Source organism: Asanoa sp. WMMD1127, from assembly GCF_029626225.1.
In the GTDB taxonomy this organism is placed as follows: Bacteria; Actinomycetota; Actinomycetes; order Mycobacteriales; family Micromonosporaceae; genus Asanoa.
The window spans coordinates 4,225,596-4,247,056 of sequence record NZ_JARUBP010000001.1; the positions used below are offsets into that span (position 1 = coordinate 4,225,596).

Consider the following 21,461-nt stretch of genomic DNA (forward strand, 5'->3'; position numbering starts at 1 on the left):
ACGATGAGCGGCCTCGGCACCACCCCACGCGGCCCCGGGTTCGTATCCCCCCAACTCGAGCCCGGGGTCCCCACGGACCCTCCCGCCTCCGCCGGACCGGCGGGAGGGTCCGGCCGGGGACGCTGGCTGGTCGCGGGCCTGGCCACGATCGGCGTCTCCGTCGCCGGCGGCGCCCTGGCCGGCGGCTGGGCCGGTGACCGCGCCGCGGGCGACCCCGCGCCCGCGGCCGCCGGCCCGCCGCCCGCGACCGCCGCGCCCGCGCCGACCGGCGGCGTGCCGGGCGACCTGGTCGGCGCGGCGGCGACCGCGCTGCCCGGCGTCGTCTCGGTGCGGGCCGGCGCGGCCGGCGGCTCCGGCTTCGTCATCGACGCGCAGGGCCACGTCATCACCAACAACCACGTCGTCGCGGGCGCCACCAACGTGTCGGTGGTCGGCGGCGACGGGCGGCGGCGGCCGGCGGAGGTGGTCGGCCGCGACCCGGGCAGCGACATCGCGGTGCTGCGGGTCGCGTCGGCGGAGGGCTTGCGGCCCTTGGCGTTCGCGGCCGGCTCACCCCGAGTCGGCGAGCCGGTGCTGGCCGTCGGCTCGCCGCTCGGGCTCTCGGGCACGGTCACCGCGGGCATCGTCAGCGCGCTGGACCGCCAGGTGCGGCTCGGCGCGGGGGTGCGGCGCGCGGCGATCCAGACCGACGCGTCGATCAACCCGGGCAACTCGGGTGGCCCGCTGGTCAACGCCCGCGGCGAGGTGGTCGGCGTGAACACGGCGATCGCCACACTGGAGGGTGGCGGCAACATCGGCATCGGCTTCGCAATCCCGGTCGAGCGGGCCCGCTCCGCCGCACAGCAGATCATCAGCAGCGGTGGATAGCGTCGGGTCATGCGGCTGCTCGTGGTGGAAGACGAGGAGGACCTGGCGACGGCGGTGCGGCTCGGCCTGACCCGGGCCGGCTACGCGGTCGACGTCGCCATGGATGCCGGTCAGGCCTATGACCGGCTCTCCTACACGGCGTACGACCTGATGCTGCTCGACGTCAACCTGCCCGACGCCGACGGCTTCGCGATGTGCCGCGCGATCCGCCGCGGCGAGGTGGCCGTCGAGGGCGGAAGCGACCTGCGGGTGCTGATGCTGACCGCGCGCGGCGCCCTGCGCGACCGGGTCCGCGGGCTCGACGAGGGCGCCGACGACTACCTGGTCAAGCCGTTCGCGCTGGCCGAGCTGCTGGCCCGGGTGCGGGCGCTGCTGCGGCGCGACACCGGCGGCCCGCACGCGGTGCTCACCGTCGGGCCGCTGACCCTCGACGCGGCCCGGCACGAGGCCAGTCGCGACGGCTCGCCGCTCGCCCTGACCAACAAGGAGTTCGGCGTCCTGGAATATCTGATGACCCGGCCGGGGCACGTCGTGCCGGCCGAGGAGCTGCTCGAGCACGTCTGGGACGAGAACGCCGACCCGTTCACCGAGACCGTCCGGGTCACCGTCGGCACGCTGCGGCGCAAGCTCGGCGGCGCGGCGATCGAGACGGTGGTCGGGCGCGGCTACCGGCTGCGGGAGGCGCCGTGAGACGGCTGACGCAGTCGATCCGGTTCCGCCTGACGGTGCTCTATTCGGCGCTGCTGTTCGCCCTCGCCGCGACCGCGCTCGGCGTCACCTATCTCGCGGTCGAGCGGGCCACCGACCCCAAGCCGGTCACCCAGCAATATCGCGCGTCCGTCGTCAAGCACGGCGTCACCATCGACACGCTGGAGGTGGCCGAGGTCGACCAGATCGAGTCGGCGGTCAACTTCGGCACCCTGCAGACGCTGCGCACCTATTCGCTGTTCGCGCTCGGCGGCCTGCTGGTCGCCAGCCTCGGCATCGGCTGGGTGCTCTCCGGTCGCGCGTTGCGCCCCGTCGGGGCGATCGCCCGCACCACGCGGGAGATCCAGGCGACCGACCTGTCGCGGCGGATCCGGCTCGGCGGCGCGAAGGACGAGCTGCGCGACCTGGCCGACACCATCGACTCCATGTTGGACAGACTCGACGACGCGTTCCGCAACCAGCGCGAGCTGATCGACGACGCCTCGCACGAGCTGCGCAGCCCGCTCGCGGTGATCCGGGCCAACCTCGACGCCTCGCTGGTCGACGCGCCGGAGGCCACCGCGGACGAGCGGGCCCGGGCGGTGACCGTCATCGACCGGGCCGCGACGCGGATGTCGCGCCTCGTCGAGGACCTGCTCGCCACCGCCCGCCGGGACGCGGGCGGACTGGCGGACACCGACGTCGACCTGGGCGCCGTGGCCCGCGAGGCGGGGGAGGAGTACGCCGCGGTGGCCGCCGCCAGCCAGGTGTTCCTGGCCTACGACGTGCGGCCGGGACTGACCTACATCGGCGACCACGACGCGCTGCGGCGGGCCGTCGGCAACCTGCTGTCCAACGCGGTCCGCCTCTCGCCCGAGGGCGGCACGGTCACCGTCGCGGCCGGCACCGCACCCGGCTGGCGGTGGATCGCCGTCGCCGACCACGGTCCCGGGATCGCGGCCGGCGACCAGGCGCGGGTCTTCGACCGGTTCTGGCGGGCGCCGGGCGCCGACGGCGGGCGGGACCGACGCACCGGCCTGGGCCTCGCCATCGTCCGCCAGATCGTGGAGTCCCACGGCGGCCAGGTTGCCCTGCACTCGACGCCGGGGCGGGGCAGCACGTTCGTGCTGTGGCTGCCCCTGCCCACCGCCGAAGGCCCGCCACCGGCGGAGCCGCCCGTTTAGGGTCTGTCCGGCCGATCAACGCGGCCTGCGACGGGCCCAGCTGCCGCCTGGCGGCGTCCCGGAATCACCCGGATACGACACCGGTATCCGGGCAATTCCGGGCCACCACCAGACGACACCTGGCCTCCGTCTCGGCTCACGTTGATCGGCAGGACAGACCCTAGCTCGAGTCCCGGACCACCAGGGTCGGGTTGAAGATGACCGTGCGCGGTGAGCGGCCCGGCTCGCGCAGGCCGGCCAGCAGCAGGCGGGCCATCTCGCCGGCCATCTCCTCGACCGGCTGGTGGATCGTGGTCAGCTGGGGATGCGCCTCCAGTGCCGCGCTGCTGTCGTCGAAGCCCACCACCGACACGTCGCCGGGCACCTCGCGGCCCAGCTCCTGGAGCGCGCGCACCGCGCCCTCGGCCATCAGGTCGTTGGCGACGAAGAGGCCGTCGAGGTCGGGGTGCGTGTCGAGCAGCGCCCGGGCCGCCGCCTCACCGCTGGCCCGGGTGAAGTCGCCCTCGACCACCGGCGGCGCCGGCAGTCCTTGGCGGGCCAGCGCGTCCCGGAAGGCGGAGAGCCGGTCCTGCCCGGCCGGCATGTCCTGCGGGCCGGCGATCGTGCCGAGCCGGCGCCGGCCCCGCGACACGAGATGCTCGGCGGCGAGCCGGACGCCGGCCGGCTGGTCGACGTCGACGTAGCTGAGCGGCACCGGCCGGCCCGGCCGGGCGGAGAGCACCGTGGCGACGCCCATCTCGGCCAGCTGGCCGGGGAACGGGTCGGCCGCGTGGCTCGAGATCAGCAGCACGCCGTCGACGTGCCCCTGGCGCAGGTAGCGCAGCACCTGCTCGTGGGCGGGGGGATCGGCCGGGATGATCACGAGGTGGATGCCCTCGGGCCGGAGCACCTCCTGGGCGCCGGCGGTCAGCCGCCCGAAGTAGGGGTCGGTGAAGACCCGGTTGAGGAACGTGGCCGCGTACTCACGGTGGTTGGGTGGCTCGCTGATCACCAGCGCGACCGAGTCGGTGCGGCGGGTGACGAGCGACCGGGCCGCGAGGTTGGGCACGTAGCCCGTCTCCTGGATGGCCCGCTCGACGGCCGCCCGCATCCGCGGGTCGACGGTCGGCACGTCGTTGATCACCCGCGAGACGGTGGCCCGGGAGACGCCCGCGGCGACGGCGACCTCGTCCAGCGTCGGCGGGCGCGGCGGGGTGCTCACGCGACCAGTTATAGCACCGGAAGAGCTTCCGGAAGTTCCGCCGGACGGGCCCGCCGGCCCTCCCGTCAAGGAGGACCGGCGGGTGTGGTGGGTCCGCGTCACGGCGTGCCGTTGACGCCGCACTTGATGATCGGCCGGATGCAGTCGCGCACCCGGCGCTCCATCTCGGCCACGGGCCAGGCGTTGAAGAAGTCGCCGTGCATGGTGAAGCCGCGGCCCGACGCGAGCCGGATCCGGGCCGGGTCACCGTTGACGGGGTAGCGCAGCACCTGCCGCAGCTTCGGCACCGGCACCGGGTGGGTGCTCGGGCAGTCGCCGTTGACCGGGTACGCCATGTGGCTCTTGTGGTTCGGCGAGTCCAGGTCGTGGCCGTTCCAGCACTGCGGGAAGTCCAGATAGGACTCCAGCATGCTGCCGGCCGGGCAGTTGACGAAGTCCTTGCCGGCGCCGACCTCGTTGTGGTGCAGGCACGACCACCGGGAGATGGTGGTCGCGTCCGGCGCGGTCGCCTGGGCGTTGCCGGCCACGATCCGCAGCCCCAGCGGGAGCGACTGGATCCGGGCGGTCACGTCGGGGCGCACGCCCTCACCGAGGTAGTAGAAGATGCCGGTGACCGGCTCGACCGGCTGGTTGTCCCGGTAGAGCGTGGGCACCCAGTAGGACGAGAGGTCGATGCTCGGGTTGCAGTTGCTCGTGCCCGCCTGCAGGTCGCCCAGGTTGGTGTAGGCGTTGACGTTGCGGGCGCCGAAGAAGCTGTGCATGTGCGAGGCGCCCGGCAGGCCCGGGTAGATGATCGGGTCGTCGGGGAGCCGGTGCGAGAACGGGCAGTCGGCCAGGAACTCCGAGACCCGCACGATCGGCCCGGTCGGCGGCGGGGGTGGCGGTGGCGCGGCGCCGCCGACACCGTAGACCTGGAACTCCCAGAGCGAGACGCCCCACTGGGTGGCCCGCCGGGTGCTGTGCAGCCGCACGTAGCGGCCGGTGCCCGAGACCGCGAGGTCCTGGTTGCCACCGGTCGCGGTCGTGGTGCTGTAGACGGTCGTCCAGCTCGTGCCGTTGGCCGACGTCTGGATGGTGTACGCGCTGGAGTAGGCGCCTTCCCAGCGGATCACCACCCGGCTGATGGTGGCGCTGGCGCCCAGGTCGACCTGCAGCCACTGCGGGTCGCTGAACGCGCTGGACCAGCGGGTGCCGTTGTTGCCGTCGACCGCGTTGCTGGCGGGCGAGCCGCCGTTCTCGGTCGATGACGCGCTGGCCGCGCGGCCCTGTGAGATGAGTGGGTCGGCCGCGACGGCGTCACCCGTGGCGGCGACCAGGTAGCCGCTGAGCAACAGGACGAGCACGGCGGCGAAGCTTGCTGTTCGTCGCATGTGAGCTCCTAGTTCTGGTAGACCCGGACGTAGTCGACGAGCATCCGGGACGGGAACGGGGTGGTGCCGTCGATCGGGCCGGGGAAGTCGCCGCCGACCGCGAGGTTGAGGATGAGATAGAAGGGGTGGTCGAAGACCCACGGTCCGCGGGTCGACTCGACGGTGGCCTTGCTGGCCACGAAGACCGTCGTGCCGTCGAGCTTGAACGTGATGCCCTTGCTGTCCCACTCGGCCGACCAGGTGTGGAAGTCGTTGGCCAGGTCGACGCCGCCGGGCGCGGTGTAGCGCTGCCCGTAGCCGCCACCGCCGTTGTAGGCCGGCGCGTGCAGGGTCGAGTAGCCCTCGAGCGTGTTGCGGCCTAGGACCTCCATGATGTCGATCTCGCCGTTGTAGGGCCACGGACGGCCGGTGAGGAAGTCGGCGCCCATCATCCAGAACGCCGGCCACAGGCCGTTGCCCTTCGGCACCTTGACGCGGGCCTCGATGCGGCCGTACTGGACGTGGAACTTGTTGCCCGTGTTCATCCGGTGCGACGTGTAGTCGCGGCCGCCGGCGGTCTCCCGGCGGGCCTCGATGACCAGCGAGCCGGCGCCGTCCATGTTGGCGTTGTTGTTGTTCGTGTAGTACTGGATCTCGTTGTTCTGCCCGGTGCCCGGGTCGATCGTCCACTTAGCCGGGTCGGGCTTGCTGCCGGCCGGCCCGTTGAACTCGTCGTTCCACACCAGACGGTTGGCGGGGAACGTCGGGTCCGGCGGCATCGCCGGTGGGGCCGTGGGTGCGCCGCCGGTGCCGTACACCTTGAACTCCCAGAGCGAGTAGCCGTAGGTGCTGGACCGGGCGGTGCCGTACATCCGGACGTAGCGGCCGGTGCCGGTGATGTTGAGGGTCTCCTTGAACCCGGCGCCCGTGGTGGTGGAGTAGATCGTGGTCCAGCTGGTCGCGTTCGGCGACACCTGGATCTGGTACGCCCGCGCGAACGCGGGATCCCACTGCAGCACCACCTGCGTGATGCCGGCCGTGGCGCCCAGGTCGACGTAGATCCAGCCGGGGTCGACCCAGCCGGTGTTGGCGGCGGTGGCCCAACGACTGGCCGGGTCGTTGTCGAACGCCCGCGCCGGGGTGCATTCCCAGCACGCGCCGTCGTTCTGGCTGGTGCTCGCGACCGCGGGCTTGTTGTAGGACAGCAGCCGCACGTCGCCGCCCGGCGGCGGGTCGGTCGGCGGCGGGTCGGTGGGCGGGTTGGTCGGCCCGCCGCTCCCGGTACGGACCTGGAACTCCCAGAGCGAGTAGCCGTAGCCCGTGCCCCGGGCGGTGCCGTAGACCCGCACGTAGCGCCCGGTGCCGGAGACGGTCAGCGTCTGCGTGCCGCCGGCGCCGGTGGTGGTCGAGTAGACCGAGGTCCAGGTCGCGCCGTCGGCCGAGACCTGCACCTGGAACGCGCGCCCGTAGGCGGCCTCCCACTGCAGCGTGACGCCGCAGATCGACTGGCTGGCACCGAGGTCGACGGAGAGCCACTGCGGGTCGCTGGCCGCGCTGGACCAGCGGGTGCCGGCGTTGCCGTCGACCGCGGACGAGGCCGGGAACGCCGCGCTCTGGGTCGACGAGGCGGTGGCGGGCCGGCCCTGCGCGGCGTTTGCTGTGCCGCAGCCGCCGGTCGCGCCGGTGCTGCCGTACACCTGGAACTCCCAGAGCGAGACCCCGTACGCCGTGGCCTTGGCGGTGGCGTTGACCCGCACGTAGCGGCCGCTGCCGGTGACCGTGAGGTCCTGCACGCCGCCCGTGCCGTTGGTGGTGGTGTGGACGGTGGTCCAGGTCGAGCCGTTGGCCGAGGTCTGGACCGTGAAGGCGGTCGCGTACGCGGCCTCCCAGTTGAGCACGACCCGGCTGATCGTGGCCGTGGCGCCGAGGTCGACCTGCACCCACTGCGGCACGGTGAACGCGCTCGACCACCGGGTGCCGGTGTTGCCGTCGACGGCGGCGGAGGCCGGCGTGCCGGCGTTCTCGGTGGACGAGGCGGTCGCGGGGCGACCCTGCGAGATCAGCGGATCGGCGGCCGCCGCGGTGACCCCGGTCGCGACCAGGAATCCCGCGAGCAGCGCGAGTGCGGCGCCGCCGGAAGCGGCCAGGCGCCATCGTCGGCCGGGCAGAACCCGACTCATGTGCATCTCCTTTACGTGGGACGGGACGTAAAGAGAGCGCTCTCTTCCGCGCCACTCTGACGGCTCCCTCCACGCCTGTCAATGGCTGACGCACGTCGATGGCTATTGGCGGAAAACGCGCGAGTCAACTGCGGTGATTCGAGATGTTCGATCGCTTGACGGGCCGGGCCGGCGGTAGGACGGTAGGGGAAGCGCTCTCCGAACCAGGGTCCGCAGCATGTAACGAAACCGCAACGGATCCTTGACATGGCGCTCACCGTCCTCGATGGTCGGGAACCAAGTGAGAGCGCTCTCTCTCATTCGGCGTCACAAAATCTCCACCCCACCACGTCCCAGACCCAGATCCGAAGCGTGGCCGCCGACCGCGACACCTGCGTTGGAGAGCGCTCTCCAAACCCTGCCCATACAACCGTTCGCCTGGAGGAGTCCATGCGCAGGTTCACCGCGGTCGTCCCGATCGCCATCGCGGCAGTGCTCGCGACGGCGGCCTGCGGGAACGACGACGGCGACAACCAAGCTGCCGACGACGGTCCGGTCACCCTTACGGTCGCCACGTTCGGTGAGTTCGGATACAAAGAGCTCTACGCCGAGTACCAGCAGCTCCACCCCAATGTGAAGATCACCGAGCGGATCACCAAGACCGAGGACCACCACAAGAACCTCGCCGCGCACCTCGCCACCAACACCGGCGCGGCCGACATCGAGGCGCTGGAAGAGGGCTGGATCGGCCAGTTCACCGCCCAGCCGTCGAAGTTCGTGGACCTCAACGAGCTCGGCGCCGGCGACATCAAGTCGCAGTGGCCCGAGTGGAAGTGGAACACCGCGTCGTCCAAGGACGGCAAGACCATCGGTCTCGGCACCGACGTCGGCGGCATGGCCATGTGCTACCGCCGCGACCTGTTCGAGAAGGCCGGCCTGCCGACCGACCGCGAAGAGGTCTCGAAGCTCTGGCCGACCTGGGAGCAGTACATCGAGACCGGCAAGAAGTTCGAAGAGGCCAAGGTGCCGGGCGCGCACTTCTTCGACGGTCCGACCGTCATGTACCGGTCGATCCTCGGCCAGGCGCCGGTCGGCCTCTACGACGGCGACAACGTCGTGGTCGACAGCAACCCCGAGGTGAAGAAGGCGTTCGACCTGTCGGCGCTGGCCGTGACCTCCGGCCTGTCGGCCCGCGCCGAGGCGTGGACCCCCGCCTGGAACGCCGGCTTCGCCAAGGGCACGTTCGCCACGCTCGGCTGCCCGTCGTGGATGATGGCCTACATCCAGACCCAGGCCAAGGACGCCTCGGGCAAGTGGGACATCGCCGCGGTGCCCGGTGGCGGCGGCAACTGGGGCGGCTCCTGGCTGACCGTGCCGAAGCAGAGCAAGCACCAGAAGCAGGCGTACGAGCTGGCCAAGTGGCTCACCGCGCCCGAGCAGCAGGCCAAGGTCTTCCAGAAGTACGGCAACTTCCCGTCCACCGTCACCCTCTACGAGGACGCGGTCATCAAGGACTTCGTGAACCCGTACTTCAACAACGCCCCGGTCGGCCAGATCTTCTCCAACTCGGTGAAGACGATGAAGCCGCAGTACCTGGGCCCCAAGGCCGGTGACATCAACACCCAGATCATCAACGGTCTGACCCGGATCGAGCAGGGCAAGCAGAACCCCGACCAGTCCTGGCAGCAGGTCCTGACCGACGTCAAGGCCCTCCTCTAAGGCGTATCCCCGCTCGCCTGGTCCCGGTGCGCACGTCGCGCCGGGACCACGGCGCGCAACCGAGCAAACCGGAGGTGACGGGGATGACCCAGCTGGTGACGGACGGGTCGGTGGGTGAGCGGGTATCGCCCCGCCGCAGCCTGCTGCACCGCCTCGACGTCAAGGGCTCGCCCTACCTGTACATCGCGCCGTTCTTCCTGCTGTTCCTGGCGTTCGGCGTCTTTCCACTGATCTTCACGGCCTGGGTGTCGCTGCACGAGTGGAGCCTGCTCTCCGACGAGCACCCGTGGGTCGGCTTCGGCAACTACACCGCCCTCTGGGCCGACCCGGCGTTCTGGAACGCGCTCTGGAACACCGCGTCCATCTGGGTCCTCTCGACGGTGCCGCAGCTGCTCATGGCGCTGGTCCTGGCGCACATCCTCAACCAGCGGCTGCGCGGGCAGACGTTCTGGCGGATGAGCGCCCTGGTTCCCAACATCACCAGCGTCGCGGCCGTGGCGATCATCTTCAGCCAGCTCTTCGGCCGCGACTACGGCCTGATCAACTGGGTGCTGGGCGTGTTCGGCATCGACAAGATCGACTGGACCGCCAACAGTTGGAGCTCGCACATCGCCGTCTCCGCGATGATCATCTGGCGGTGGACCGGCTACAACGCGCTGATCTACCTGGCCGCCATGCAGGCGGTGCCGAAGGAGCTCTACGACTCGGCCTCGCTCGACGGCGCGACCAGCTTCCAGCAGCTCCGGAAGATCACGGTGCCGGCGATCCGGCCGACGATCATCTTCACCGTCATCATCTCGACGATCGGCGGCATGCAGGTGCTCGCCGAGCCGCTGCTGTTCGGCGGCAACGGGTTGACCGGCGGCTCCGACCGGCAGTTCCAGACCCTCGCGCTCTACCTCTACGAGGTGGCGTTCGGCCGGTTCGACTTCGGCTACGCGTCCGCGAGCTCGTGGGTGATGTTCCTGATCATCGTCATCGTCGCGGCGATCAACTTCGCGCTGACCAGCCGGCTTCGGAGGAGCTGATGGCCACTACCCTCGCACCCCCGTCGCACCGGGTCAGCCCGCCGCCGTCGACCCGCAAGCGGATCCGCCGGTCGTTCCGGCGCCGCCCGGGCAAGCTCACCTACCTGATGCTGACGGCGATCGCGTTCTTCTCGTTCTTCCCGCTCTACTGGTCGGTGGTCGTCGCCTCGCAGGACAACAGCGCCCTGGGCAAGGTGCCGCCGCCCGTGCTGCTCGGCGGCAACCTGTGGTTCAACCTCAAGCGGGCGTTCACGATGGTCCCGTTCGAGCAGGCGCTGATCAACTCGTTCATCGTCTCCGGCGCCATCACGATCAGCGTGGTGCTGTTCTCGACGCTGGCCGGGTTCGCGTTCGCCAAGCTGCGCTTCCGTGGCCGCAACATCCTGCTGCTCAGCATCATCGGCACGATGATGGTGCCGACCACGCTCGGCATCATCCCGCTCTACATGCTGATGGCGAAGATCGAGTGGACCGGCACGATCTACGCGGTCATCGTCCCGGCGATGGTCAACGGGTTCGGCGTGTTCTTCATGACGCAGTACCTGTCCGAAGCGGTGCCCACCGAGCTGCTGGAGGCCGGCCGCGTCGACGGCTGCTCGACGATACGGCTGTTCTGGCACGTGGTGATGCCGGCCGCCCGGCCGGCGGCCGCGGTGCTCGGCATGCTGACGTTCCTGACCGCGTGGAACGACTTCTTCTGGCCGCTGGTCGTGCTGACACCCGAGGACCCGACGGTCCAGGTGGTGCTCTCGACGCTGTCGGCCGGCCGGATCACCGACTACTCGCTGTCGCTGACGGGCGCGCTGATCGCGATCCTGCCGCTGCTGGTCGTCTTCGTCCTGCTCGGCAAACAGATCATCGGAGGAATCATGCAAGGAGCCGTCAAGGGATGACCATCGTCGAGGAAGCCACCGACGCCCATCTGCTGCGGTTCCCGGAGGGGTTCCGGTGGGGCGCGGCCACCGCGTCGTACCAGATCGAGGGGGCGGCGCAGGCCGAGGGACGGTCACCGTCCATCTGGGACACGTTCGCGCGTACGCCGGGGAAGGTCGACGGTGGGCACACGGGCGACGTGGCCTGCGACCACTACCACCGCTACGCGGACGACGTCGCGCTGATGGCCGACCTGGGGCTGGGCACCTACCGGTTCTCGGTGGCCTGGCCGCGGATCAAGCCGGACGGGAGCGGCCCGGTCAACCCGCGGGGCCTCGACTTCTACGACCGCCTGGTCGACGCGCTGCTGGCCGCGGGCATCACGCCGATGGTCACGCTCTACCACTGGGACCTGCCGCAGGTGCTGGAGGACCGGGGCGGGTGGACCAACCGGGACACCGCGTACGCGTTCGCCGAGCTCGCCGCCGCCACGGTGGCCCGGCTCGGCGACCGGGTGTCCACGTGGACCACGCTCAACGAGCCGTGGTGCTCGGCGTTCCTCGGCTATGCCAGCGGGGCGCACGCGCCCGGCCGGCAGGACCCGCGGGCGTCGTTCGAGGCGACGCACCACCTGTTGCTGGCGCACGGCTTGGGCGTCTCCGCGCTGCGGGCGGGGGGAGCGCGGGAGGTGGCGCTCACCCTCAACCTGACCCGGGTGACGCCGCAGGACCCGGTGGACCCGCACGACCGGGCGGCCGCCGCGCTGGTGGACGGGCTGCAGAACCGGATCTTCCTGGACCCGGTGCTCAAGGGTCGCTACCCCGACGACATGCGGGAGCTGTTCGACCGGTTCGGCGCGGCCGGCACGATCCACGAGGGCGACGCGGCCGTCATCGCGGCGCCGATCGACCTGCTGGGCGTCAACTACTACCAGCCGTGCGTGGTGGCGGCGCAGGTCGGCGCGCCGCCGAACCCGTGCTACCCGGGCAGCGAGGGCGTGGTCTACCCGGCGCAGGACGTGCCGGTCACCGCGATGGACTGGCCGGTCGACCCGTCCGGGCTCGCCGACCTGCTGGTCCGGCTCTCGGTCGACTACCCGGGCACGCCGCTGATCGTCACCGAGAACGGCGCGTCGTACGTGGACACGCTGGTCGACGGCCGGGTCGCCGACGCCAACCGGATCGAGTACCTCGACGGGCACGTGCGCGCGGTGCACGACGCGATCCGCCGGGGCGCCGACCTGCGCGGCTATCTCGCCTGGTCGCTGCTCGACAACTTCGAGTGGGCGTACGGGTACGACAAGCGGTTCGGCCTCGTCTACGTGGACTACGCCACCCAGCGGCGGGTGCCCAAGGACAGCGCGCTCTGGTTCCGCGACGTGATCCGCCGCAACGGTCTCACGCCGTAGCCCGCGTCAGGGGACGGTCCGGTCGATCGCGGCCGGACCGTCCTCGTCGAGCTCCGCCTTGGCCCGGGCGACGTTCTCCGGCGTGGGGTCCTTGCCCTCGGCCTCGGCCAGGTCCTCGGGGTCCCAGGGCTGCTCGGCGCCGGTGCGCGGCTGCCAGCCCGGCTCACGGAACACCGGGTTGTCCGCGTCCGGCTCCCCGCCGGTCTCGAACTCGGAGATCGCGGTGTCGTCCGCGACGGCGTCAGCCACTTCGTCGGACTCTTCCAGCGGCGGTTCATCAGTCATGCCGCCGCACATACCCGGGTGCCGCCCCGGTATGCCCGGCGGCACCGGCGTTGTACTGTCGTCCCTCGTTCGACGACAACTGGGGCCGGAGTGAACCGAGGCAAGTGCGCAGGCCACCTGCTGATGGCGTGGCTGCTGATGGCGGTGGGCGGCTGTGCCGTGGCCCGCGCCGACACGCTGTCCCGGACGTCGCCGGTCTGGCTGACCGACGACGCGATCTACTTCCTCCGCGCCGCCGACTCCGGGCCGGCCGAGATGTGGGTCCGGGACGTGCGCGACGACGACGAGCGCCGGGTCGCCGCCCCGGCCGACGTGCCGGACGCCTGCGGGCCGCTCGACTACCTGTTCCGGGTGCCCGACGGCCGCCTCGGCATCGCGCTGGCCTGCGGCGGCACGGCGCGCCTGCTGGCGTACGACCCCGCGGCGCGCGCGTTCGCCCGCCTCGGCGACCTCGGGTCCCGGCCGGCGCAGGTCACGCTGACCCGCGACCGCGCCGGTGGCTTCGCCGCCGGCGCCGACGACGGCTGCTGGTCGCTGTCGACCGTCGCGCTGCCGGCGGGCACCCTGACGCCGGCGCTGCCGGAGCTCACCTGCGCCGCCGGCGCCTCCGCGCGCTCGCCGGTGCTGACCCGGTGGGGCGGGCTCGTGTTCGCGGCGACCCGCGACCGGCTCCGCGGCGACCACGACGACCGCCGCTGGTCCGTGCACCTGGCCGGCTTCGACGGCATCCCGTTCAAGGGCATCGGCCCGACCTTCGAAGGGCTGCCGGACCTCGACCTGTCGCCGGACGAGGGCACGGCCGTGGTGACGGCGAGCCGGTTCGACCGCTCGCGGTTGATGCTGGTCGACCTGGGCAACGGCGAGACCCGCGAGCTGCGCGCGTCGGACCGGGTCTTCGAGGATCCGACGTTCGCCCCGGACGGCCGGCACGTCGCCTACAGCGACCGCAGCACGATCGCCGTCGTCGCCGTGCCGGCCTGGAGCGGCTAGCCCGCGGTTATCCGGACGTCGTCGACGCCGGCCTCGACCAGGCTGGCCGTGCTCGCGTCGACCGCGCGGAACACGATCCGGACCGACTGCCCGGCGTACGCGGACAGGCTCGCCGTGCGGGTGGCCCAGGCGCCGTTGCGGTTGGTGGCCGCGCCGGCCTGGGTGAACAGCGTGGTCGTGCCGCCGCTGTGCACGACGGCCGCCTGGAACGAGTCGGCGCTGCTGGAGTTGCTGCCGTGCGCGAGGTACCACGAGAACGACAGGGTCAGCGGGCCGGTCGCCGGCAGCGTGATCGCCGGTGACTGGATCGTGGTGGTGCCGCCGTCGACGTCGAAGTCGCCCGCCGAGGTGCCCGCGGCCGCGCCGGTGACCAGGTCGTTGGTGCCGCTGACGGTGGTGCCGAGCTGCTTGGCCCCGCTGGACGTGGTCGCCGCCGGGTCACCGCGGACCCACTGGCCCAGGGTCGCGGTGTCGGTGCCGGCCGGGTTGGCGGTCCAGCCGGTGGCCGTCTCGAACGTGTCGCTGTAGACGGTGGCCGGCGGGGCGGGCGGGCTGACCGCGACGTTCCACACGGCGTACGCGATGGCGTCGGTGTTGCGGTCGAGCGCGGTGTCGTTGATGTTGGTCGTCGTGTCGCAGGAGCGGTGGTAGCAGACGTCGAACGCGACGCCGGACGAGCCTCCCCACTTCGCCGCCTGCGCGGCCGTCTTGCGCTGCTCGGCGCCCGTGAACGTGCCGCCGGCGGGGATGCCGGCCGCGATGAACGGGCCGTAGTCGCTGCGGCCGTCGAAGTCGGTGCCCTCGGTCGGCACGCCGATGCTGCTGAAGTACGCGGCCAGCACGGCCTCGAGCTGGGCGGAGCCGGCGGGGCCGGGGCCGGCGCCGGTGCCGTCGGAGTTGTCGCCGTCGTAGAGGAAGTAGCCGGGGTTGGGCGAACCCACCATGTCGAAGTTGTAGTAGGCCTCGATATTGGCCCGGGCGGCCGCGCTCAGGCTGTCGACGTAGAAGTCGGAGCCGATCAGGCCGCGCTCCTCGGCGCCCCACCACGCGAACCGCAGGTGCCGGCTCGGGGTGATGCCCTGCCGGGCGACCTCCAGCGCGACCTCGAGGATCGCCGCCGAGCCGGAGCCGTTGTCGTTGATGCCGGGGCCGGCGGCAACGCTGTCGAGGTGCGCGCCGACGATCACGGTGTTGGTGGTGTCGCCGCCCGGCCAGTCGGCGATCAGGTTGTAGCCGGTCGCGCCGCCGTAGCTGAACGACTGCACGGTGGTGGTGTAGCCGGCGGCGTCGAGCCGGCCGCGCACGTAGTTGACCGACGCCAGGTAGCCCGGCTGCCCGTGGGCCCGGTTGCCCCCGTTGGCCGTTGCGATGCTCTGCAGCTGGGTGAGGTGCGCCTTGACGTTGGCCAGCGGGATGTTGGGTCCGGGCACGGCGGCCGCCGCCGGACTCGCGCCGGTGGTCGCGGTGAGCGCGACCGTCACCGCGGCGGTCAGCAGGATCGGGATGGTCCGAGGAATCCGCATGTCGCTCCCTTGTGGGGTGAACGGGCATGTGCCGCGCGTATGGTCGCGGCGCGCTGCGACGCGGACAAGATATCGATGGGTTTCTTTCTTGTGTGCGCCGAAAGGGACCTGTGAGTTGAAACACCATCCAAGCCGGGAATGGCTCGCCGTGAATGGGATTTGCAGCCGGGTGTGACCGAAGCACCCGTGCTCCCCGGCGAGCTGATGACCCTCCGGCAACGCGTCCGGCTCGTGGTCGTCCTCGGCTCGCTGATCGCCATCGGCCCGCTGACCATCGACATGTACCTCCCGGCCCTGCCGGCCCTCACCGACGACCTGTCGACGACGTCGACCGCGGTGCAGCTCACGCTCACGGGCACGCTCGTGGGCCTGGCGCTCGGCCAGCTCCTGATCGGACCGGTGGCCGACGCGTACGGCCGCCGCCGTCCCCTCCTGGCCGGCTTGGCGCTGCACGTGGTGGCCTCGGCGCTGTGCGTGGTGGCGCCGTCGATCGGCGTGCTCGGCGCGCTGCGGGTGGTGCAGGGTCTGGGCGTCGCCGCGGCCACCGTGGTCGCCATGGCGGTGGTCCGCGACCTGTTCAGCGGCACGGCCTTCGCGCGGCTCTTCTCGCGGCTGATGCTGGTGATGGGGCTCGCGCCGATCCTCGCGCCGACCGTGGGCAGCGCCGTGCTGGAGGCGACCAACTGGCGCGGCGTGTTCGTCGCGCTGGGCCTCGTCGGCGTGCTGCTCACGGTGACGGCCGCCGTCGCGCTCAAGGAGACCCTGCCGCCCGAGCGGCGCCGCAAGGGTGGGGTGGTCGACACGGTCCGCACCTACGGCGGGCTCCTGGGCGACCGGGTGTTCGTCGGCATGGTGCTCGTCGCCGGGTTCGCGATGGCCGCCGTCTTCTCCTATGTGGCCGGTTCGTCGTTCGTCTTCCAGGACCAGTACGGGCTCGACGAGCGCCAGTTCGGCATCGCGTTCGGCGCCGGAGCGGTCGGCCTGATCGCGGCGACCCAGATCAACGTGCGTCTGCTGCGCCGCTACCCGCCGCAGCGCGTGCTGGTCGCGGCGCTGGCCGGCGGCACCGGCGCCGGGGCCCTGCTGATCGCGTTCGCCGCGACCGGCTTCGGCGGGCTGGCCAGCCTGCTCGCCGCACTCTGGCTCGTGCTGTTCTCCGGCGGCCTGGCGATGCCCAACGCGTCGGCGGTGGCGATGTCGCGGCACGGCGAGGCCGCCGGAACCGCGGCCGCCCTGCTCGGCGCCGTGCAGTTCGGCACGGGCGCGCTGGCCGCGCCGCTGGTCGGCGTGCTCGGCAACGACGGCCTCGGGATGGCCGTCGTCGTAGCCGGGGGCATGGTCGCCGCGACCCTGGCGCTCCTCCTCGTCGCCCGCCCGCAGCGCATCACCGAACCGGAGGCTGTGCCCGTCCCGGCCTGATTTTGCGCGCTGGGCAGTCTTCGATTACCGCCCAGTAGCCGTACGCCGGCGTGTTTGGCTGAGGCGATGACCGGATCGATCAATCCCGCGCGCTCGGAATGGGACGTTGTGGTCGTCGGGGGCGCGCCGCCCGGCGAGACGATCTCCCTCTACAGCAGCCAGGCGGGGCTCTCGGTGGCGCTGGTCGAGCAGGACCGGGTGGGCGGCGAGTGCCTCTACTGGGCCTGCATGCCGAGCAAGGCGCTGCTGCTGCCGGTGCAGGCCCGCAACCTGGCGGTCGACCTGCCCGGCATGCGGCAGCTGGTCAACGGCCGCCGGGTCGACGCCGACGCGGTCATGATGCGACGCGACGAGATCACCTTCCACCATGACGACAAGCAACCCGTCGACCTCATGCTCAGCAACGGTGTCGACGTGATCCGCGGGCACGGCCGGCTGGCCGGGCCGCACACCGTCGAGGTCAGCGACAACGGCCGGACCCGCGAGATCACCGCGCGGCAGGCCGTCGTCCTCGCGCCCGGCACGGACGCCGCCGTGCCGCCGATCCCGGGTCTGGCCGACGCGCGGCCGTGGCGCTCGCGCGACGTGACCAACATGCACGAGGTGCCCCGCCGGGTCGTCGTGATCGGTGGTGGCGTCGTGGCCTGCGAGGCGGCGACCTGGCTGCGCGGCCTGGGCGTGGCGGAGCTGACGCTGGTCTTCCCGGGGGAGCGGTTGCTGGGCATGAAGGAGCCGTTCGTCGGCGAGCTGGTGCGGAAGGCCTTCGAGGCCGACGGGATCGTGGTGCGCACCGGGACGCCGGTGACCGGAGTGAGCCGGGAACGGGTCGACGACCACGGCATCGGGCGGGTGCACGGCGGGCCGGTCACGGTGACCGTCGGCGACGGCGAGCGGATCGTCGCCGACGAGGTGCTGGTCGCCACCGGTCGCGTGCCGAACAGCCGCGACATCGGCCTCGACACCGTCGGGGTGGAGACCACCGACCGCGGCTTCGTCGACGTCGACGACCACCTGACAGTGCCCGGCACCGACTGGCTCTATGTGCTCGGCGACCTCACGGGGCGGGCGCTGCTGACCCACATGGGCAAGTACCACGCCCGGATCGCCGGCGAGGTGATCGCCGCCCGGGCCGCCGGACGGCCGCTGGACGACCGGCCCTACAACCCGTACACCGATGTCGCCGACACCGACGGGGCGCCGCAGGTGGTGTTCTGCGACCCGGAGGTGGCCTCGGTCGGGCTGACCGAGGCCGAGGCGCTCGACCGGGAGATCCCGGTGGAGGTGGTGGAGCGCGACTTCGCGGGCATCGACGGCGCGCGGCTGGCCCGCGAGCACTACGTGGGCCGGGCCAAGCTGGTCATCGACAACGCGCGGGACACGCTGGTGGGCGCCACGTTCGTGGGCCCGGGGGTGAGCGAGCTCCTGCACGCCGCGACCGTCGCGGTGGTCGGCAAGGTGCCGGTCAGCGCGCTGCGGCACGCGGTGGCCAGCTTCCCGACGATCAGCGAGATCTGGCTCTATCTGCTGGAGGAGCTGCATCAGCGGCGGGGCCGGGCCGCCGCGTAGCGCAACCGGATGCCGCTGTGGCCGAGCGTGCTGCCGACCACCGCGTCCCAGAACGGCCAGAGGTTGGGCAGCACCCGCAGCTGGATACCGGCGGCCTCGTGCGCCGCGAACAGGTCGCCGACCGGCTCCGGCGGGCCGAGCGGCTCGACCGGCTCGGTCGCCACGAGCGCGTGCGCGGCCGCGCCGATCGGCCGGAACGGCGCGGCCGGCAGCCGGTAGCCGTAGAGCCGGACCGCGCGCATCGCCTCCAGCGCGCGGTACTCGACGGCGTGCACCCGCACACCCGAGCCCGCGCCGATGATCCGCTCGCGGTCCTCCGGCGTGGTGCCCGGCTCGACCCAGGCCATCGCCCGAGGGGTGTCGCGCGGGAACCAGTAGTCCGGCGCGCGCTCGTAGCCGACCGCCCACACGTACGGGTCGGGTTCGGCGGAGGTCGCCGCCACGTGCGGGACGAACCGGGTGATCGTCGGATCCTCGGAGAAGTGCAGGACCTCTCCGGCGGCGGGGCGCATCCGCCCAGTCAATCAGCCGGTGCGCAGCTCCTCCACCGCGGTGCTGCCGCGCAGGAACAGCAGGCTGACGCCGACCATGGCCACCACGGCCACCACAGCCAGGAGACCGTAGGCCGCGATGGCGTCAAGCGGCAGCTCGAAGGGGGCGGACCGGCCGTAGTTCTCCACCTTGTCACCGGTGACGGGACCGACCAGCTGGGTGCCGACCGCCAGGGCGAGCACGATGGACGGCACCACCGGCGCCAGCGCCTGCCAGAGGATCGAGCGGGCCAGCACGGCGCGCGGCACACCGGACGCCACGAGGGCCGCATAGGCCCGGCGTCGCGACACGATGCTCTCGCCGATCGCGACCAGCAGACCCGCGGAGGCGATCACGACGGCGACCACGATCGCGAGGTCGACCAGGTTCATCGTCTCCAAATAGAAGTTGTCGGAGCTGTAGACGTCGCCGGCGGACACCTCGGCGATCGAATCGAGCTCGAGCTGGCGCAACACCTCGAAGTAGCCGCGCATGATGGCCGCGCCGCCGCCGACGATCACGCAGGTGAGCAACGCGGCGAAGGTGCGGGCCCCGTGCCACGGATCGGTGGTCAGCCGCCGGGCGGCGAGCAGGGCCGAAGGCCAGCGCTGGAAGCGATGCAGCAGCCGGCCGGTGGTGTAGGAGATCCAGCCGGCGCCCAGGACGACGCCGAGCGTCGCGGTGATCGCACCGCCGAGCCCCAACGTCACGATCACCCACTGCGGGGTGATGGCGTCGCGGCCGGCGAACCAGTCACGCACGGGGGTCAGGCTGCTGAAGCCGACCAGACCGAGCACGATCAACGCGCCGGGCCACGGAAGCGGGCCGCGCTCCCGGCGGCGCGTGCGGACCACGCCGAACGGACCGACCGCGACCCGGCGCATGAGCAGGGCGGCGGCCAGACAGGAGATGATCGGCAGCGCGACGACCACCACGGCGATGGCGACCGGACCCGGCAGCACGTCCGTCGGGAGTGGACGGAGGCCGTCCGGGCCCGGCCGGTCGAGCGGCGCCCGCAACGCGAAGTAGACACCCGTGCCCACCACCGTGCCGAGCAGGCTGGCCAGGCCCGTCTCGGCGACGGCGATCGACGTCGCCTGCCCCGGTGTGGCGCCGGCCAGCCGGAAGCCGGCCAGCCGGCGGTCGCGGGCGGGGGCGCCGAGCCGGGTGCACTGCCCCGCCAGCGCCACGATCGGGATCGTGAGCAGGAAGAGCGTCAGCTCGACCCCGAAGCGCAGGCCGGGCTCGTCCAGGACGTTGGCCGTGTAGCGCTCGTTGCGGACGTGGTCGCCCAGCTCGGGGATCGCGTGCACGGTCAGCGCGGCCAGGATCGCCAGCGCGGCGAGCGCGGCGCTGAACGCGGTCAGCGCCACCCGCAGGCCGTCGGTGCGGGTGCCGGCCAGCGCCAGGCGCAGCAGGGTCGCCGGCTTCACCGCGAGTGCCGTCCGTTGGCCGCGGTCAGGCCGAGCCCGCTCGCGTCGACCTTGCCGTCCCGCAGGGCCACCTCGCGATCGGCGTACGCCGCGACCTGGACGTCGTGGGTCACCAGCAGCACCGTGGTGCGCTGGTCGCGGGCCAGCCGGACCAGCTCGCCGAGAAGCGCCTCGCTGGTGTGGGAGTCGAGCGCGCCGGTCGGCTCGTCGGCGAACAGCACCCGTGGCTCGGTGACCAGCGCCCGGGCCACGGCGCAGCGCTGCTGCTGGCCGCCGGACATCTCGCCCGGCCGCGCGTCGGCCACCTCGGCCACGCCCAGCCGGTCGAGCCACGCCAGCGCGGCCGTCCGCGCCTCTCGCCGCCCCGTGCCGGCGAGAAGCAGCGGCAGCGCGACGTTCTCCGCCGCGGTCAGCTCGGCCACCAGCTGGCCGAACTGGAACAGCACCCCGAACTCGGTGCGGCGCAGCCGGGACCGCATCCGCTCCGACCAGGTGTCGAGCCGGTGCTCGCCGTAGGTCACCTCGCCGGCGTCCGGCCGGAGGATGCCCGCCAGGCAGTGCAGCAGGGTGGACTTGCCGCAGCCGCTCGGGCCGGTGACGGCGAGGATCTCGCCCTCCGCCACGTCGATCGTGACGCCGCGCAACGCGGGCGTCGGGCCGTAGGACTTCACCACGCCCCGGGCGCGCAGAAGCGTCATGATTGCACCTCCCGATGCAGGTCGGCGACGCGCTCCAGGGTGTTGGCCACCCAGCGCAGGTCGGCGTCGAGATGAAGGATCGCGAAGTCGGCGGCGAGCACGTCGCCGAGCGGGCTGGCCGGGTCGGTCTTGACCGCCGTCAACTCGCGCAGCCGCTCCATGTGCGCGGCCCGCTGGGCCACCAGGTAGTCGTGGGCCCGCTCGGCGCCGTCGACCAGCACCGCGACCGCCACCTTGGCGAACAGCGTGCTGGCCACGTAGGGCGCCGGCGGCTCGATCTCGCCGAGCCACTCGTCGAGCCGGGCACGGCCGGCCTCGGTGATCTCGAAGCTGGTGCGGTCGGGCCCGCCGTCGCGCTCCTGACCGCCGGCGGCCACCAGGCCGTCGCGCTGCAGCCGGCCCAGCGTGGCGTAGACCTGGCCGAACGCGACCGGCTTGGCCTGCGGCAGCCGCTGGTCGTGCGACCGCTTGAGCTCATAGCCGTGCTTCGGGCCACTGGCGAGCAGCCCGAGCAACACATGCGCGGTCGACATGACGCACA

19 protein-coding genes are annotated in these 21,461 nt (G+C 72.3%); 10 read left to right on the top strand and 9 right to left on the bottom strand.

The window, feature by feature from the left end:
* The first annotated feature begins 3 nt into the window (after nucleotides 1-3).
* Genes O7635_RS20165 through O7635_RS20175 form a run of 3 tightly spaced genes read left to right on the top strand, consistent with a single transcriptional unit; the run spans nucleotide 4 to nucleotide 2,738 of the window.
* The gene (locus O7635_RS20165) at nucleotides 4-867 is read left to right on the top strand and encodes a trypsin-like peptidase domain-containing protein (RefSeq protein WP_278081998.1); all 864 of its coding nucleotides are present in this window, start codon (nucleotides 4-6) and stop codon (nucleotides 865-867) included.
* A gap of 9 nt (nucleotides 868-876) precedes the next feature.
* Nucleotides 877-1,557 carry a response regulator transcription factor gene (locus tag O7635_RS20170; protein ID WP_278081999.1) on the top strand — a complete coding sequence of 227 codons (681 nt, stop codon included), beginning with the start codon at nucleotides 877-879 and terminating at the stop codon, nucleotides 1,555-1,557.
* Nucleotides 1,554-2,738, top strand: a complete 1,185-nt coding sequence (locus tag O7635_RS20175; RefSeq protein ID WP_278082000.1) for a HAMP domain-containing sensor histidine kinase — start codon at nucleotides 1,554-1,556, stop codon at nucleotides 2,736-2,738. Before O7635_RS20170 ends, O7635_RS20175 begins: the two co-directional genes overlap by 4 nt.
* 160 nt (nucleotides 2,739-2,898) lie before the next feature.
* Here the strand turns inward: O7635_RS20175 and O7635_RS20180 are convergent, their stop codons facing one another.
* From O7635_RS20180 to O7635_RS20190, 3 genes are all read right to left on the bottom strand, one after another.
* A complete protein-coding gene (locus O7635_RS20180) occupies nucleotides 2,899-3,939 on the bottom strand; it encodes a LacI family DNA-binding transcriptional regulator (RefSeq protein WP_278082001.1) in 1,041 nt (346 codons plus the stop codon).
* 98 nt (nucleotides 3,940-4,037) lie between these two features.
* Nucleotides 4,038-5,309 (bottom strand): DUF1996 domain-containing protein, encoded by a 1,272-nt coding sequence (locus O7635_RS20185; protein ID WP_278082002.1) that lies wholly within the window; start codon nucleotides 5,307-5,309, stop codon nucleotides 4,038-4,040.
* 8 nt (nucleotides 5,310-5,317) lie between these two features.
* The gene (locus tag O7635_RS20190) at nucleotides 5,318-7,468 is read right to left on the bottom strand and encodes a discoidin domain-containing protein (RefSeq protein WP_278082003.1); all 2,151 of its coding nucleotides are present in this window, start codon (nucleotides 7,466-7,468) and stop codon (nucleotides 5,318-5,320) included.
* A 429-nt stretch (nucleotides 7,469-7,897) separates the two neighbouring features.
* On the opposite strand from O7635_RS20190, the gene O7635_RS20195 reads away from it, so the two are divergent.
* From O7635_RS20195 to O7635_RS20210, 4 genes are all read left to right on the top strand, one after another.
* Nucleotides 7,898-9,166, top strand: coding sequence for an extracellular solute-binding protein (locus tag O7635_RS20195; RefSeq protein ID WP_278082004.1), 1,269 nt, complete (start codon nucleotides 7,898-7,900; stop codon nucleotides 9,164-9,166).
* Between the two features lie 83 nt (nucleotides 9,167-9,249).
* Nucleotides 9,250-10,194, top strand: coding sequence for a sugar ABC transporter permease (locus O7635_RS20200; RefSeq protein ID WP_278082005.1), 945 nt, complete (start codon nucleotides 9,250-9,252; stop codon nucleotides 10,192-10,194).
* Between the two features lie 107 nt (nucleotides 10,195-10,301).
* Nucleotides 10,302-11,087, top strand: a complete 786-nt coding sequence (locus O7635_RS20205; protein ID WP_278085533.1) for a carbohydrate ABC transporter permease — start codon at nucleotides 10,302-10,304, stop codon at nucleotides 11,085-11,087.
* A complete protein-coding gene (locus tag O7635_RS20210; protein WP_278082007.1) occupies nucleotides 11,084-12,475 on the top strand; it encodes a GH1 family beta-glucosidase in 1,392 nt (463 codons plus the stop codon). Before O7635_RS20205 ends, O7635_RS20210 begins: the two co-directional genes overlap by 4 nt.
* A gap of 6 nt (nucleotides 12,476-12,481) precedes the next feature.
* On the opposite strand, the gene O7635_RS20215 is transcribed toward O7635_RS20210, so the two are convergent.
* The gene (locus tag O7635_RS20215) at nucleotides 12,482-12,760 is read right to left on the bottom strand and encodes a hypothetical protein (protein ID WP_278082008.1); all 279 of its coding nucleotides are present in this window, start codon (nucleotides 12,758-12,760) and stop codon (nucleotides 12,482-12,484) included.
* A gap of 123 nt (nucleotides 12,761-12,883) precedes the next feature.
* On the opposite strand from O7635_RS20215, the gene O7635_RS20220 reads away from it, so the two are divergent.
* Complete coding sequence (locus O7635_RS20220; RefSeq protein ID WP_278082009.1) at nucleotides 12,884-13,750, top strand: hypothetical protein; 867 nt, start codon at nucleotides 12,884-12,886, stop codon at nucleotides 13,748-13,750.
* On the opposite strand, the gene O7635_RS20225 is transcribed toward O7635_RS20220, so the two are convergent.
* Entirely contained in the window at nucleotides 13,747-15,273 is a 1,527-nt protein-coding gene (locus tag O7635_RS20225; protein ID WP_278082010.1) for a M20/M25/M40 family metallo-hydrolase, read from the bottom strand. The two genes, O7635_RS20220 and O7635_RS20225, sit on opposite strands and share 4 nt — an antisense overlap.
* 204 nt (nucleotides 15,274-15,477) lie before the next feature.
* Between O7635_RS20225 and O7635_RS20230 the strand changes: the two genes are divergently transcribed.
* Nucleotides 15,478-16,692, top strand: coding sequence for a multidrug effflux MFS transporter (locus O7635_RS20230; protein WP_278085534.1), 1,215 nt, complete (start codon nucleotides 15,478-15,480; stop codon nucleotides 16,690-16,692).
* Nucleotides 16,693-16,758: 66 nt separating this feature from the next.
* Nucleotides 16,759-18,258, top strand: a complete 1,500-nt coding sequence (locus tag O7635_RS20235; protein WP_278082011.1) for an NAD(P)/FAD-dependent oxidoreductase — start codon at nucleotides 16,759-16,761, stop codon at nucleotides 18,256-18,258.
* On the opposite strand, the gene O7635_RS20240 is transcribed toward O7635_RS20235, so the two are convergent.
* From O7635_RS20240 to O7635_RS20255, 4 genes are read right to left on the bottom strand one after another with little or no spacing between them, the layout of a single operon-like run.
* Entirely contained in the window at nucleotides 18,231-18,770 is a 540-nt protein-coding gene (locus O7635_RS20240; protein ID WP_278082012.1) for a DUF6886 family protein, read from the bottom strand. The two genes, O7635_RS20235 and O7635_RS20240, sit on opposite strands and share 28 nt — an antisense overlap.
* Nucleotides 18,771-18,782: 12 nt before the next feature.
* Nucleotides 18,783-20,222, bottom strand: coding sequence for an FtsX-like permease family protein (locus tag O7635_RS20245; RefSeq protein ID WP_278082013.1), 1,440 nt, complete (start codon nucleotides 20,220-20,222; stop codon nucleotides 18,783-18,785).
* Nucleotides 20,219-20,920: an ABC transporter ATP-binding protein gene (locus O7635_RS20250; RefSeq protein ID WP_278082014.1), complete on the bottom strand. Its 702-nt coding sequence runs from the start codon at nucleotides 20,918-20,920 to the stop codon at nucleotides 20,219-20,221. Before O7635_RS20250 ends, O7635_RS20245 begins: the two co-directional genes overlap by 4 nt.
* Nucleotides 20,917-21,453 (bottom strand): PadR family transcriptional regulator, encoded by a 537-nt coding sequence (locus tag O7635_RS20255; RefSeq protein ID WP_278082015.1) that lies wholly within the window; start codon nucleotides 21,451-21,453, stop codon nucleotides 20,917-20,919. Before O7635_RS20255 ends, O7635_RS20250 begins: the two co-directional genes overlap by 4 nt.
* Nucleotides 21,454-21,461 lie beyond the last annotated feature (8 nt).